At 74.2% G+C, this 15,331-nt stretch carries 8 protein-coding genes; 2 read left to right on the forward strand and 6 right to left on the reverse strand.

Translation table 11 applies throughout. The features are described 5' to 3' along the window. Window positions 1–7: 7 nt before the first annotated feature. The 4 genes from A3CE_RS53905 to A3CE_RS53910 are packed head-to-tail and all read right to left on the reverse strand — an operon-like array spanning window position 8 to window position 9,436. Window positions 8–4,630, reverse strand: coding sequence for an eCIS core domain-containing protein (locus A3CE_RS53905; RefSeq protein ID WP_020647194.1), 4,623 nt, complete (start codon window positions 4,628–4,630; stop codon window positions 8–10). Further along, window positions 4,627–6,162: a GTPase gene (locus A3CE_RS0147580; protein WP_020647195.1), complete on the reverse strand. Its 1,536-nt coding sequence runs from the start codon at window positions 6,160–6,162 to the stop codon at window positions 4,627–4,629. Before A3CE_RS0147580 ends, A3CE_RS53905 begins: the two co-directional genes overlap by 4 nt. Then, entirely contained in the window at window positions 6,159–7,964 is a 1,806-nt protein-coding gene (locus tag A3CE_RS0147585; RefSeq protein WP_020647196.1) for a dynamin family protein, read from the reverse strand. Before A3CE_RS0147585 ends, A3CE_RS0147580 begins: the two co-directional genes overlap by 4 nt. A gap of 2 nt (window positions 7,965–7,966) precedes the next feature. Further along, the gene (locus A3CE_RS53910; RefSeq protein WP_125592462.1) at window positions 7,967–9,436 is read right to left on the reverse strand and encodes an NlpC/P60 family protein; all 1,470 of its coding nucleotides are present in this window, start codon (window positions 9,434–9,436) and stop codon (window positions 7,967–7,969) included. A gap of 119 nt (window positions 9,437–9,555) precedes the next feature. Between A3CE_RS53910 and A3CE_RS0147595 the strand changes: the two genes are divergently transcribed. Beyond that, complete coding sequence (locus tag A3CE_RS0147595) at window positions 9,556–11,505, forward strand: ATP-binding protein (protein WP_211231881.1); 1,950 nt, start codon at window positions 9,556–9,558, stop codon at window positions 11,503–11,505. Continuing rightward, the gene (locus A3CE_RS53915; RefSeq protein WP_020647199.1) at window positions 11,489–12,265 is read left to right on the forward strand and encodes a Pvc16 family protein; all 777 of its coding nucleotides are present in this window, start codon (window positions 11,489–11,491) and stop codon (window positions 12,263–12,265) included. The genes A3CE_RS0147595 and A3CE_RS53915 overlap by 17 nt, the downstream gene beginning before the upstream one ends. Here A3CE_RS53915 and A3CE_RS0147605 read toward each other — a convergent pair. Next, window positions 12,246–13,625, reverse strand: coding sequence for an alpha/beta hydrolase (locus A3CE_RS0147605; RefSeq protein WP_245589740.1), 1,380 nt, complete (start codon window positions 13,623–13,625; stop codon window positions 12,246–12,248). The two genes, A3CE_RS53915 and A3CE_RS0147605, sit on opposite strands and share 20 nt — an antisense overlap. 499 nt (window positions 13,626–14,124) lie before the next feature. Continuing rightward, window positions 14,125–15,141, reverse strand: a complete 1,017-nt coding sequence (locus A3CE_RS0147610) for a LacI family DNA-binding transcriptional regulator (RefSeq protein ID WP_020647201.1) — start codon at window positions 15,139–15,141, stop codon at window positions 14,125–14,127. Window positions 15,142–15,331 lie beyond the last annotated feature (190 nt).

Consider the following 15,331-nt stretch of genomic DNA (forward strand, 5'->3'; position numbering starts at 1 on the left):
GTGCGGCTCACCTCCGGGAAAGACGGGCGATTTCGCTGCGGATACGGGCGATGGCGCGCTCCTCGGCGTCCGCGGCGCGTTGCAGGGCGAGCGCGTCGTAGTTGCGGCGGCCGGGCCACTCGGCAGTCCACAGCCGGTCGCCGCGGGAGCGGTTCATGCCCGAGTCGACCGCCAGCAGGATCTCCGGGTCGTTGATGATCATCCGCTGTTCGGCGAGTTCCAGCTCGCGGAAGCCGGGCATCTCGACGATCAGCCGGAGCGGGTACACGTGGTCGACGTCGAGCGCTCCGGACGGCGGCGCGAGCCGCGAGATCTGGTCGACCTGCCCGCGGCGCAGCACGACGTCCCGGGCGCGCTCGGTGGGGGTACGGGCGCGCATTCGCTGGTACAACGGGAGACTCGCGTCCGAGAGGTTGTCGAGTGCCTTCTCCTCCGCGGAGTACAGTGCGTTGAGCTCCCGCCCCGGCACCCCGCGAGCGTCCTGCACCTGCCGCAGTGTCAACGTTTCGAGATCCGCGTTCGGGAAGACGTCCCCGAGCACCTCTCGCTCGTGCTCGGTGAGTGCCTCGAGGTTGATGGTGCGCCGTCCGGGAATCCGGGCCGCTTCGAGTTTCGCGGCAACGCCCGGATAGTCCTCGGAGAGCCGGCGCGCCGCCGCGAGCTGGCTGCGGATGTGGCTGACCCCGGCCTGTGCGCTTTCGAACCTCGCCAGCTCCTCCGGGGACATGCCGCGCACGCCCGGAATCGTCGTCCCGCAGAGGCTTCGCGTGCTGAACCGGCACCAGGTCCCGTCCTCGCGCCGTCGCCAGGTGTGGCCGTTGCCGAGGTCGACCTCGTCGACGTACCCGTCGGCGGTGCTCGGCTGCGGCTCGCTGCGGCGCACGATGTCGAACTCCGCTTCGAGCTGCTCGGTGCGCAACGCCGCGCCGTCCTCGATGGCCGCACTCTCGGCCAGCAGGCGGGACTGGGCTTCGGATCCGGACGACGCGGTGCCGGGCGGGTGCCCGAGCACCTCCCGCAGCTCGGCGTTGAGCTCCTGCCGCAGCGCTCCCGCCTCGTCGGCGGTGAGGTGGTTCTCCATTTGCTGCACCAGCCGGTCCACCTCGGCGGTCTGTCCGGCCTGCGCCGCCCGGCGCGCGTCCGCCAGCAGCGCCGACGCGCCCGCGTCGGCCAGCTTCCGCTCGATGCCCTGGCCGACCACGGCGTTCCACAGCCGGCCCGCGCCCGCGGCCGCCAGCGGCATCGCGGCGCCCAGGAGGCCGCCGGTCGCCAGGCCCGTCAGCCCGGCCACCAAGGCGGCTTCGCCGACCCGGACCAGGCCGGACCAGACCCCGCGGCGCCAGGTGGCCTCGTCGGTCATCGTGCCGAAGGCTTCGCTCACCGCGCCGGAGAACGCACCGTCCAAAGCGGACTCGACGGCGCCGGCCGCGACCCGCCTGGCCAGCGAAGAACCGGCCTCGACCGCCGCACCGCTCGCCTCCTCGGCGACGGCTCCGGCGACGCGGGCGGCGCCGCTGGTCAGCGCGTGCCCGCCGACGCCCAGCAGCTGCGCGCCGCGTGCGGCCAAGGAGGCGCCGACCACCGCCAGCGCTGCGTCGACGGCACCGAGCAGCGCGTCCCGGGCGCCGGTCGCGGACGCGGCGGTGTAGAAGTCGCCGCCGATCATCTCCCGGGTGAGCACGCGGGAGCCGGCGCCCGCCGCGGCGGCGAGCGCGACGACGCCCGGTGTCGCGGCACCGCCGGTCGCGGCGATCACGACGACACCGGCGACCGTCGCCGCGATCATGCCCGCCAGCTCGCCCACGGTGTTGCTCGCCTGCTCGAACTCCGACGCCCGGCCGGTGAACCGGTCGTGCAGGGCGGCCAGCGCCGCGAAGTCCACAGTGGACAGCCTGCGGGCCGCCCGGAGCGGCTCGAACCGGGCGGCGAACTCGCGTCCGGCGGCCACCATCGTCTCGTCGGCTTCCGTGAAGCCGGCGGCCGCGCCGCGGTCCAGGCCCAGCTTGGCCTGCTGCTGCCGGTACATCAGCTCGGCGGCGCGGAACCGGCCTTCGCCGGTGGCCATCTCGTCGCGGGTCGGGTCGCTGCCGAGCACCGCCCACAGGACGCGCTGGTAGCCGGCGTCGTCGAAGGAGATGTGCAGGGTCGTCTGGGACGAGCGCAGCTGGGCCTCGAACTCGCGGTACGCGGTGACCGCGGCGGCTTCGGCCTCCGTGGGCGGCCCGATCGGCGGCTCGGTGACCAGCAGGTACCCGGTGCGCAGCTGCCCGCGCTGGTCGTCGGTGAGCTCGGACGCGGCCGTCGCCAGGACGTCGGCGTCGCCGGTGAACGCCAGGAGCGCGCGCAGCGGGACGCGCGCGGGGTCGGCGAGGATCGTCTCCATGATCGCGCGCTCGTCGCCGTGGACCTGCGCGTAAACGCCGAAGGGGTCGGGCGCGGTGGCCTGGTACCGGGCCCGCCAAGCGGGGTTGCGCGCGATGCGCACCAGTTCGACGAAGAACGGACCCCACTGCCCGCCCTGCAACGCGTCGTTGAGGTGGCCCAGCGTCTCGACGAACGCGTCGGCGGTGACGGCGTCGGTCACCCGCATCCGCTGGTACGGGGTGAGCCCGTCGATGACCGCGGTCACCGCCGGGTCGGCCAGCAGCTCCCGGCGGAGCCGCTCGTCCTCGGCCTGGTCGGCGGCCGACGGGCCGCCGGGCCCGGGCGCGGCGGTGCGCGGCGCGTGCAAGCCGATCAACGCGGCGCGGAGGGTGTCGACGTCGCCGTCGGCCATGAGGACGCGTTGCTTGGCGGTCTCGAACGCCTGCCTGCGCGCCTCCGCGGGGCTCGCGAACTGGCCGAGCCGCTGCGCGTCGGCGGTGAACGCGCCCGCGTCGCCCCGGGCGTCGGCGAGCCGGCCGAGGAAGCCCGCCGGGTCCAGCGTCCCGTCGCCGCCGCGGTCGAACCGCAGCAGCTTGTCGAGGTCGTCGAGTTCCCGCAGCCGGGCTTCGACCGTGGCCCGGTCGGCGGGCGGCAGCGAGCCGGCCTGCAGTGACGCGCGCAGCGTGCCGCGTTCCTGGAAGAGCCGGACGGCGCGGTCGACAACGTCCTGGACGGCCGCCATGTCGTCCCGGCGGCCTTCGGTGGCTTCGCGCAGCCGGGCGATGAGCGCGTCGGCCTCGCTGCCGTACGCGAGGTTGTGCAGCAGGTCGCGCCGGGAGTCGCTCATCAGGCTGGAGATCGCCGGTTCGTGCGCGCGGTAGAACTGCTGACGTTGGGTGGGGGAGAGGTCCATCAGCGAGTCGAAGACCGCGTCCTCCTCGTCGTGGAACACGCCGGGGGCCCGGCGCAGCAGCTGCTCCGCCGCGGCGTACCGGCCGTCCGGCGTCGGGTCGATCAGCGACCGCGCCTGGAACTCCTCCTTCGGTTCCAGGCCGGCGTAGACCGGCGCGAGCGCGGCGGTGTCGGTGCGGGCCACGGCCCGTTCGTCGGCGCTCGCCGCCCTGATCACGTCCAGCTGGGCCTGTTCCAGCTCGCGCCAGCCTTCGTCGTAGAACCGGAGCCGCTCGATCAGCGTGAGAGCAGGCCACAGCAGCCGGAGCCCGTGTTCGGCCTCGGGCGCGGGGCCCTGCGGGACCGCTCCGAAGCCTTCGGGGTCCGGGACCGCCGCGAGGCCGCCGGTGAACAGCCAGCTCTCCAGCCGGGTGCCGATGGCGGCGTTGACCGTGCCGCGGAGGGCGGCCAGCTCGGGCCGGGTGTGCCCGTCGAGCAGCCGGACCACGCCGGGGACGTCGTCGGCGCGGACGGCGGTGATGATCGCGGGCGCCGCGGTGGTGTCCGGTGCCGGCGGCGCATCGCGGTGCACTTGCGCTTGGGCAGAGTCCATTGTGGACACCGTGCCGCCGGCCAGGAAGGCCTCGGCGGCGGCCTCGGCGGCCCGTTCGGCGGGGTCGGCGGGGTGGCTCAGCCACGACCCGGCCGCCCGCGGCCCGCCACCCTGGACGACGTGGGTGAGCTCGTGCGCCAGCAGCCGCTGCCCGCGCACGGTTTCCGGCCGGTACTCGCCGCGGGCGAAGTAGACGTCGTCGCCGATGGTGAACGCCCGGGCGCTGATGACTTCGGAGGCGGCCGCCGCGGCGCTGTCGGTGTGCAGCCGCACGGCGCCGAAGTCCGCCCCGAAGCGGTCCTCGGCGACCGAGCGGAACCCGTCCGGCAGGGCGCCGCCCGCCCCGCTGCGGTCCAGGGCACCGAGGAAGGCGGGCGACGGCCCGGCCGTCCCGGCGGCCGACCTCCGGACCGGGTACTCCGGTTCTTCGGCTTCTTCGGCGCAGGAACACGGACCTGCCCCGCAGCGCCGGACCTGGGGCCCGGTGGTGCCGAGCGCCGATCGGTGGACCCGGAGTTCCGGCTCTTCGTCTTCGGTGCAGGAGCACGGGTCGGGTCCGCACCGCCGGACCTGCGCACCGAGCAGCCGGGAAGCCGCGGCGTTGCCGCCGGCCGTGAAGTCGGTTCCGCCCGGTACCGGACCGCCGAAGAGGCGGCCGAGCGCCGCGTTCCCCACAGCCAACTGCCGCCCCTGCGGTGCCCGGTCGGGCTCGGCCTGGCGGGCGGGGTGCGCCGGCCCGATCTGCCGCGTCAGCTCGGTCACGGGCGCGGCCCTCCCGGCCGCGGGGGAACCCGCAGTGACACGGTCCGTTCGACATCCACCGGCCCCGGACGCGGTGGCGGCGGACCACCGGCGTCGAGGCCTTCGCAGGTGCGTTGCAGCACCTGGGCGGCCCGGGCCAGCGCCGGGTCGGTGAGCGGGTTCTGGGCGATGCGCCGCCAGTGTGTGTGCAGCTCCACCAGCACCGCGCGAGCCGCCGCCGGCGGGGCGTCCGGGGTCAGGCCCAGCCTCGTGGCGAGCGCCGCGCCGTCGCCGCCCAGGAGGCGTTCCATCTTCGCCAGCTCCGCCGGCGGGCCGGGGACCGCGCCCAGGCGGAGGTCGGTGAGCAGCCTGAGCTCGGTGAGCTCGTGGGCGTTGGCCCGCAGCCGTTCGACGGCCTGGCGCAGCCGCGGCGCGGCCGGGATCGGGTCCTCGCGGCAGACCGCCTCGACGAGCCTCAGCGCGCCGTCGGCCTTGAGCACGTCACGCCGCTCGGCGAACTGGGTGAGCAGGAGACGGCGCAGCTCGCCGAGCCCGCTGTGCTCCGCCAGCGCTGTCCGCAATGCGTCCACAGTAGACGCTTCGGTGCGGACGAGGCCGAGGCTGAGCCGGACGCCGTACACCCCGAGCAGGTCCAGCAGCCGCTGCCGGGCCTCGGGGGTGACGTCCAGGCCGCGCACCGGCGAAGTGAACCGCCGTGTCGAGAGCAGGAGCGGCCGGGTCGTGGGCTCGCCGGCGGCGGCGAGCGCCGCCAGGGCGGTGAAGTCCTCAGTGGACAGTGTCGCCGCCGTCTCGGCGAGCAGCCCGGCGACCGGCAGCACCGTGTGCACCAGGCTGTGGATCCGGGGGTCGGCGCGGTAGCCGGCGGCGACCCGCGCGGCGTGACCGAGCGCGCCGGGATCACCGCCGCCGAGCTCGTCGGCGCGGGACAGCACGCCCACCGCGTTGACCGGGGTGCCGCCCCCGGACGCCGCCTCGTGGAACGTGTCCAGGAAGTCCACATCGGACGAATGCAGGTGCCGCAGCAGGTACAGCACGGCGTCCACCGAGCCGGTCTCGCCGAGCAGGTCCTGGGTGCGCCGGCCCGCCGACTCGGTCAGGGAGCCCATGCCGGGCGTGTCGACCAGGATCATCCGGCTGAGCCACGGCGAGGGCAGCGCGACCTCCACCCGGTCGAGGTCCTCGGCGCGCAGGCCGGCCAGTTCCAGGAGCCATTGCCCGCCGTCGTCGGTGACCTCGAGCGGGATCGGCGGCCCGGACGGGCCGAACGCGGTCGCGGCCGGCTGCGGACCGTGCCGGTACCAGGTGACGATCTTCGTGCACTCGCCCGCGTCGGTGGCCGCCACCCGTGCCCCGACCAGCGCGTTGAGCAGCGTCGACTTGCCGGCCTTCACCCGCCCGGCCAGCGCCACGCGCAGGGGCCCGGCCAGCTGCCGGACGGCCTGTCCGAGCCGGGCTTCGGCCGGTCGGCCCCGGTAGGCGTGCGCGGCTTCGGTGAGCAGCGATCGGGCCTGCGCGGGCAGCCCCGGCGTCATCGCGCACCGCCGGCGAACCGGTCCGCGGTGGCGAGGAGCGCGTTGACGCGGTCCAGTTCCGCCTTCGCCGCCGCGCCGCGGGCCGCCGCCTCGCCGTCGGCCGTGCGGGCCGCCTTGGCCACCGCCGCCTGCTCGTGCTTGGCCGCCGACACGAGCTCGGCGGCCTGGTCGAGGTAGTAGTCGCGGATGCGGCTGCGGCTGTGCCGGATCAGGTCCAGCGACGCGCGGTGGGCGTCGGCGCGGGCCTGGTTCAGGTAGTTCGCGACGGTCCGCACGGCCTCGTTGCGGGCCGCGTCCAGCCGGGTGTTCCGGTAGCTGCGCACCGCCTTCACGGCGAAGATGCTGCCGAGCACCGCGGTCACCGGCAGCGCGATCAGCAGGCCGGGATGCAGGGTCGTGACGAGCAACGTGGTGACCACCGAACTGGACAGCGACCAGCCGCGCGCGGCGTGCATGCCGACCTCCAGCTTGCTGCCCGCCCGCGCGCCGAGCCGGCCGATTTCGAGGTCGCGCGACGGCGCCACCGCGCGGTCGCCGAGCGCGCCCACCTCGTCGGCCGAGGCGTCGAACAACGCCCCGATCTCCTCGGCCAGCTCGTCGATCGAGCGGAGCAGCGACGCGTGCGCGTCGGTCAGCTCTTCGTTGGTGCGGCGGTAGATCCGGGGCACGATCCCGGCCCACTCGCGGGTGGGATCGCTTTCGCGGATGCCCTTGGTCAGCTCGGCCTCCAGCTGCCGGGTCCGGGTGGCCAGCTCGCTTTCCATCCGCACCTGGATGTCGGCGAACCGGTCGGTGATCGTGTTGAGCCAGCGCGACGACGGGCTCGCCAGCCCCTGGGCGCGCCGCTGCGCGTGCTCGGTCCGGCGCTCGGTTTCCGGCCGCTGTTCCGGCCGCGTCAGCGTGCTGTGCTCGGCGGCGAGCGAGCCGGCGACCTGCCGCAGCGCGGTCCGGACCAGAGCCGCGGCGGCCGGCGCGGACTCGGCCCGACCCGCGGCGCGCCACGCGCGCAGCCGGTCGGCCAGGACCGGATACCCGGATTCGGCGTTGAGCGCGGGATCCCCGGTGGTGACGGCCAGCTCGCGCAGGGGAGCCGACACCGCGACGATCTCCGCGTCGATCCCGGCGGTGCGCAGGTGTTCGCGGTCGAGGTCGAGGATGCGCCGCCAGTGCGGGTAGAAGTCGATCTTGGTCAGCGCGACGAGCAACGTGGGGCATACCTCGACGGCGTGCCGGAGGAACTCGACCTCGGTGGCGGTGAGCTCCTGCGACGCGTCGGTCACCATGATCACGCCGTCGGCCAGCGCGAGGGCCCGCATGGTGGCGGCCGCGGCGGCCGCCGCGAACCCGCCGCCGAGGCCCGGCGTGTCGGCGAGCACCAGCCCGTCGGCGAGGACCTGCCGGGGGAGTGCGACTTCGACCGCGCGCAACCGGGTGCCGTCCTCGGTGAGCCCGGTGCGGCCGTGCTCGGCGGCCGCCCGGACGTCCACCGGCCGCGGCGCCGCGGACTCGGCGTCGGGCACCAGCGTGGCGCCGGCCCGCTCGCCGTGGCGCACCAGTGTGGGCACCGCGCTGAACACCACCGGGTCGGTCCCGCACACCTCGACCCCGAGCAACGCGTTGACCAGCGTGCTCTTGCCCTTCTTGAACTCGCCCGCCACGAGCACGTGCCAGGCGCCGGACGTCAGCCGGTGCTTGCACGCGACCAGCTTCTCGGCGAGGTCTTCGCGCCCGGCCGACCGGGTTTCGCCGACAGCGGTGTCGAGCAGGGTGAGCAGGTCGGCGGTGTCCGCGGCGGAGGTCATGGTCAGTGCGCCCCGGAGACGTCGTGGTGGTCCGCCGGATCGGCGTGGTGGTCGTCGAGCTGGACGGACCACTGTTCCGCGTGGTGCAGGGCGTCGTCGACGCCGTCGTGGTCGATGTCGTCGAGAGTGCCGCTCAGGTGCTCCGGTTCCGGCTCGGGGGCCGGTTCGGTGTGCTCACCGGGAACGTGCGGCGCCGGCTCGGCGGCGGTGAGCTGCTGGCTGGCGGTCACCACGGCGGGATCGGCGTCCAGCGCGGCCGGATCGGTGTCGAGGCGGTGCTGGAAGTCGTCCACGACGTGCGCGGCGGGCGCGGGAGCCGGGTGGGAGCCCGCCCCGCCGTCCGAGACGCCGGGGATGACGACGGCGTACTGGAACCGCTTGGTGTTCGCCTCCCAGGAGCCGACCCCGTACTGGGTGCCCTTCGCCTCCATGGTCCGGCCGTTGCCGAGGCTGATCGCGACGTGGTTGTGCGCCGGGAGGCCCTTGTCGGGATCGGACGAGAAGCTGAACAGCAGCGCGCCCGGCGTGTGGATCGCCTGGTCCACCGGGATCGTGAAGCCCCGCTTGTGCAGGAACTCGTACTGTTCCCACGCGGTGCGGGGCAGGTCGACCCCGACCTGGTGGGTGGCCCACTGCACCAGGTCCGAGCAGTCGAACGCGGTCGGGTCGGGGTCGTTCATGCCGGCGTGGGCGCCCCAGACGTAGTGGTCGCCGGTCTGGGCCACGGCGACGTCGAGGAACCGCTGCAGCTTCGCCGCGTCCCCGCCGGCGGCCGGGTGGTCGCCGGCCGCCGGGGTGCCGCCGGGTGTCGGCGGCGGTTCGTCGCCGAGCGGGATGCCGTACTCCTGCCCGGCCCGCCCGGCCGCACCGGTTGTCCCGCTGGTCGCGGCGGCGGTGTGCACGCCGTCACCGGGATCGGAGTTGTCCAGCGGGATCCCGTACTCCTCACCGGCGCGGGCGCCGGGTGCCGGACCGGTGCCGGCGGCCGGGTGGGAGACGACGACGGCGTCGCTGCCGTCGCCGGTCGCGGGCCCGGCCGGCTTCCCGCCACCCTCGGCCGACCCGGCACCGACGTGGTCGCCGTAGCCCGCCGTGCCGGTCCACATGCCGTGGCCGCTGCCGTCGCCGTAGGCCACCGCGGCCGCCTCGGCTTGGGCGCGGTACCGCAGGTACCGGGCGGAAAGCCCGCCGTGCGTGGTGGTCCACGGCGAGACGTCCGCGCCGCCGTGGGACACCGCGTACGCCGCCTTCGCGTTCGTGAGCGGGTCGTAGAGGTTGCCTTGGCCGAGCGTGGCGTGGGAGCGCACGTTGATCTGCCACAGGCCACGGCTGTCCTCGCCGTGGGGGTTGTGCGCACCGCTGTTGCCCCCGGACTCCGCGAGGGCGACCGCGGTCATCGTCGCGGCGCGATCCGGGGAAAAACCGGCTTCGCGGGCGAACGCGTAAATCTGCTCGGCCGTAAATCGCGCCACCACCCCATACTAGGGTGGCCGATCGCTTCGTGGTGGCGTTCCGCGTGCCCGAAGGGGCGGCAATTGCCGACGGCAGGCGGCGCCGATGCTAGGTTCGAGCCGGACCGACAGGGGGTGACGTGGCAGAGGAAGCCCCGCCGTGGCAGCTCATGGCCGACATCCTGCTGCAACGCGAAGCACTCCTGTGCCGGCTCGGGGAAGGGCTGCTGCCGCACGATTTCGCCGGTCTCTACGTGGTTTCCGAAGAAGTCGACCGTGTGCTGCGTGCTCTGCCGGGGATTTCGGGGCCGCCCGAGGAGCGGGCCGAGGCGCTGGCGCGGCAGCTCGAACCGGGATTGGCCGCTGCTCGTCAGCAATTCTCCGAATACCTGACCGGCGCGTCCGTCTTCGCCGGAATCGTGCGGCACGCGCACCTCGGCGAATTGCCGGCGCAAACTCTCGCCCTGCTCGCCGCGGTGGAATGTTCACCGCATCGGATGCGGTTGGTGGCCTATTTTCAGGACAATGTCCAGCTGCCCAGGCTGACCCTGGCGAGCCTGGGCCGGCTGCTCGGCGGCGGTGCCCGGGCGCTGGCCCCGGACGCCCCGCTGCGCCGGGCCGAACTCGCCGAGTCCGGCGCCGAAGGGCCGTGGGCCACGCGGATGTGCTGGCCCGCCACCCGGGTCCTGTGGGCCCTGACCGGCGACGACTCCGCGGATCCCGCGCTGCCGGCGGGGGCCCGGCGGCTGGCCGCGTCGGCCGGCGACGGCGTTCCCGCGCGGCCGCGTCTGCTGCTGGTCGCCGGCGCGGACGCCGCCAGCCGGCTGGCGGCGGCCAGGAAAGCCTTGCCGCACAAGCCCTTCCTCGTGTCGCCGCTGCCCGCTGACGACGCGGAGTGGGCCGCCGTGGTGCGCGAAGCCGGGCTGGGCGGCCGTGCCGTCTTCCTGGAGCTGGCCGCCCCGCTCACGCGCGCCGCCGCCGATCGGATCGACCGCGCCGCGCACCTGGACTGGGTGCTCGGCTCGGCGGGCGAACTGGCGTTGGACACGCTGCCGGACCGGCCCTGGACGGAACTGCGGCTCGAGTCGGCCGCGGCGGACGAAGCCGACTGGCAAACGACGTTCGGCACCCGGCCGGAACCCGCGTACCTGCTGAGCCGCGACCAGATCCGGCTGGTCGGCGCGGCCGCGGGCGGCGACCCCGCGCGGCTCGAGGCGGGCGTACGGCGGTTGGCCGGCGGGCACCTCGACGGCCTCGCGGTCCGCATCCGCCCCCACCGGCGGCCCGAGGACCTCGTGCTCCCCGACGACCGGACGGCGCAGCTGGACGAACTGGTCGCGCGGTTCCGGCTGCGGCGGATCGTCTACGACGACTGGGGTTTCGCGCCGGTGGCCGCGCCGGGGGTGGTCGCGCTGTTCGCCGGCCCGTCCGGCACCGGCAAGACGCTCGCCGCGGAGATCGTGGCCGGTCGGCTCGGGCTCGACCTCTACAAAGTCGACTTGTCGTCGGTGGTGAGCAAGTACATCGGCGAGACCGAGAAGAACCTCGAGCGGATCTTCGGCGCCGCGTCCGCCGGGGACCTCGTGCTGTTCTTCGACGAGGCCGACGCGCTGTTCGGCAAGCGCTCGGAGGTCGCCGACGCGCACGACCGGTACGCCAACATCGAGGTCGCCTACCTGCTGCAACGCCTGGAGGCCTACCAGGGACTGGTCGTCCTCGCGACCAACCTGCAGCGCAACATCGACGACGCCTTCCTGCGGCGGATCTCGGTGGCGGTGGACTTCGAACCCCCGGACGAGCGGCGGCGCCGGCTGATCTGGGAGCGCGCCTTCCCGGCCGGCGCGCCGCTGGGCGAGCGGCTCGACTTCGACTTCCTCGCCCGGCAGTTCCGCGTCACCGGCGGGGTCATCCGCAACGCGGCGCTCGGCGCGGCGTTCCTCGCCGCCGAGGACGGCGCCGCCGTGACGATGAACCGCGTGGCGCTGGCCCTCAAGCGCGAGTTCCAGAAACTGGGCCGGCTGCGCACCGAGGCCGAGTTCGGCCCGTACTTCCCACTGGTGAACGGGGACGACGATGCTGCACCTGCTTGACGAGTCGCTGGAGGAGTTCCTGCGCGCCACCGTCGTCCCGGTGGCCAAGCGGGAGGTCGACGTCGCCTTCGCCGCGCCGGACAAGGACTGGGCCGCCAAGGTGTCCCGGCCGACGCTGAACCTCTACCTGTGGGACGTGCGGCGCAACCTCGGCGACCGCGAATTCGGTGTGGAGACCGTCTCCGGCGCCGATGGGGCGCGGTACCGGCGGGCGAGGCTGCCGCGGGTGGACTGCCGGTACCTGGTCACCGCGTGGACCTCCGACATCCGCGACGAGCACTCGCTGCTGGGCGACGCCCTCGCGGTGTTCCTGCGGCACCCGGAGCTGGAGAGCCGCTACCTGCGCGGGGCCTACCAGGCCGTGCGGCCGCTGCCGTCGATCGAGGTCGGCGCGGGCGACGGCCGGGACAACTCGGACTTCTGGTCGGCACTGGGCGGCCAGCTCAAGCCCGGGCTCGACATCACCGTGACGGCCACTGTGGACAGTGCGCTGCTCGCCCCGGTTGGCGAGCCGGTCGAGCGGTACGAGGTCGCGGTGACGCCGACCGGTTCGGCGCCCGAGAACCGCCTGTTCGTCGGCGGCCACAGCGCCGCCGCGCCGGGCACGGTCGTCTCGACCCCGCACGGCGCCACCACGGTGGCCGAGGACGGGACCTTCGTCGTCGCCGCGGAAGTCGGCGACGAGCTGGCGGTCGGGGGTCAGCGGCAGGGGCGGGTCGAGGAGACCGGCCCGGCGGGGGTCAGGCCGCCGGGCAGCTGACGTCGTGCCGGGGAGCCTCCTGCGTCAGCAGGTAGTGGTCCACCGTGGTCCGGGTGCAGGGGGTGCGCGAGAAGGCGCCGTGGCCGGAGCCTTCGTAGGTCAGCAGGGTGGTGTTCGCCGGAGCCTGGCGGTGGATGTTCACCGCCCAGGCGTACGGGGTCGCCGGGTCGAAGCGGGAGTTCGCCAGCAGGATCCGTGGCGCTCGCGAGATGTTCAGCCGGTGCGGCGGGTTCGCGGGCGGGCCGGCGGCGCCGAGGCACGTGGTGGCTTCGTAGTGACCGATCGTGCGGCCTCGCATCAGCGGCGACCGGCGCAGCTCTTCTGCGCGCAGCGCCGAATACTGGGCGAAGGACCCGATCCGGAGGTCGAAGTCCTGGCAGACGACGGCCAGCCGGATCGACCGGTAGTTGTACTGGAACTGGGCCCTCATCGGCGGCTGACCGGTCGCGGTTTCGGCGATCACCCGGGCCACGTCGTCCCAGTCCGGGCCGTACATGTCCGAGAACACCCGGTCGGGCAGCCAGTTGTGCGCCTGGGGCAGCTGGTCGGCCGCGACGAGGGCCTGCTTCCAGGTGGCCAGGACGTCCCGGCCGTGCAGCGCGCAGGTCGCCGTCCGGTCGCACCACGCGGCGAACTGCCGGAACAGCTCGTCCGCGGCGGCCGCCCGGTCTCCCATGAAGCGCCGGATGTCGACGCTGTGGTCGATGGTGCTGTCCAGCACCATCGCCCGGACCCGGTCGCCGTACCGCTCGGCGTACTGCTGGCCGAGCAGCGTGCCGTAGGAGACGCCGAGGAAGCTGATCTTGTCTTCCCCCAGCGCACGGCGGACGGCGTCCATGTCCCGGGCGTTGACGCCGGTGTCGGCGTGGTCGAAGACCGGCTGGTTGCGGGCACGGCAGTCGGCGATCGCCTGCCGGCTGTACTGCCGGAGGGCCTCGAACTCCGCTCGGTCGGTGGGTTCGTCGCTCGGCGGGGTGATCGTGTCGTCGCACTCGATGAACGCGCTGCGCCCGGTTCCGCGCAGGTCCAAGCCCACGATGTCGAACCGGGCCAGGATCTCCGGGCTGAACACGTGGCTCGAGGCCAGCGCGAACTCCGCGCCCGAGCTGCCGGGGCCGCCGCCATCGATCATCAGCACGCCGAGGCGGTGCGCGGGATCGGTGGCCCGGTGCCGGGCGACCGCGAGGTCGAGCGCCGGTCCCCACGGCCGGTCCCAGTCCAGCGGCACCCGCAGCGTGCCGCATTCGCCGTCCGGCGGCTCGGGACTGTCCGGGTCGTCGGGGCAGGCCGCCCAGGTGATCGGTGACCAGCTGGTGCTCGCTACCGCAGGTGTGCCGCCGGCCAGCAGGAAAGCGCTCACCAGGACCGCCCCGAAAACCCGCACAGTGTCCCTGCCCCTCCCCACGGTGCCCCTCCCCGTGTCGACCCGGGCCCACCGTAGGGGGCCCGCGGTCCGGACCACAAGCCCGGTTACTCCGGGTTCGGCCGGCTGTGGCCGGATTCCGGGTCAGGTGCGCCCGGGCGCTGTTTCCGTGCGTCTGAACGGCGTAGCGCGTCGGTTCCCGGTGCGGGCCGGGGCTCACAGGCTTCCGCGCGGCGGGCACCGACGACGGCGATGATCAGGTGGTCGAGGGACGACATCGAAGCCTCTCAGCACGGTCGGCGGCCCCCCTCCTCAGTGAACTACCCCCCGGCACCGGTCCGAAACCGCGGCGCCGCGGGGTCGTTTCCAGCCGGGCGGCGGGAGTCGTCGAACCGGTTCGACGATGGCAAAGTCATGAGGGGCACCCTCATGGCTCTTAAGTCCATCAGGGTGCCCCTCATGGACTTTCGAGAGGGTTGTGGGGGAAAGGTGCTGGTCAGACGTGGCGCGGGCGGGCGCCGGTGCTGGACCGCAGCGAGATCGGCGGCTCGAGCAGGGCGTGCCGCGGGGCGGCGTCGCCGTCGGCGATCTGCGCCAGGAGCAGGTCGACGGCCAGCCGGCCCAGCTCGACGGCCGGCACGTCGGCCGCGGTGAGCGGCGGGTGGAAGTCTTCCGCCAGCCGCTCGGCGATCACGCCGGTGAGCGAAAAGTCGCGAGGCACTTCGAGCCCGGCCCGGTGCAGGGCTCGCTGGACGCCGGGCAGCGCGGCTTCGTTGATCGTGACTGCCGCGGTCACCGAGGGCCACTGCGTGCGGATCTCTTCGAAGCAGGCCAGGCCGGCGGCCGCGTCGTCCGCGCAGCACACGGTGCGCGCGGTGAGGCCGCGCGCGGCCGTGGCTTCGAGGAAGCCGGTCGCCGAACGCAAAGCCGGGCCGTAGCCCGCGGCGACGAGCTCGGCCGACCGGTTGACGAGCACGACCTCCTCGTGGCCGAGGTCGGCGAGGTGGTGCACGCAGCGCGTGATGAGGGCGCCGTAGTCGACGTCGACCCACCAGGACGCCCCGGGGTGCTCGACGTGGCCGATGGTCACGAACGGCAGGCTCGCCTGGCTCAGCCGCTCGACCCGCGGGTCTTCGAGGAGGATCTCCATCAGGATCACGCCGTCGACGCGCCGCCCCGTGACGATGCGCTCGAACGAGCGGTCGTGGTCGCCGCCGCTGGGGGAGAGCAGGACGTCGAGATCGTGGGCGGCGGCCGCGTCGACGACGCTGCCGACGAACCCCAGCTGGACGTCGGTCAGCCGGCGGCTGGCCGGCGGCACGACCAGGCCCAGGGTGCGCGTGCGGCCTTCGGCCAGCGCGCGGGCGCTGGCGTTGGGCCGGTAGCCGAGCTCGGCGATGACGTCGTTGATGCGCTGCACGGTGGCCGCCGAAACCGGTCGCTTGCCGCTGATGGCGTAGGACACGGTGCTGCGCGAAACTCCCGCGCGGCGCGCGATCTCCCCGATGTTCATGCCGCTCCTGACCCCGGTCGTCAGAACCGGTTCGACGTCGCGTCGATGGTAATACACGGGTCTGACCTCCTGCGGAACTGAGTATTGCGCCGGACCCGGCTCGCGGTTTACGGTGACGCCGCTATCAAGCGTCGAACCGGTTCGATGACGGGTCGACCGCCTCCAGGTCGTCGCAGGTGCCGACAGGAAG

This window comes from Amycolatopsis balhimycina FH 1894 (assembly GCF_000384295.1).
Taxonomy (GTDB): Bacteria; Actinomycetota; Actinomycetes; order Mycobacteriales; family Pseudonocardiaceae; genus Amycolatopsis; species Amycolatopsis balhimycina.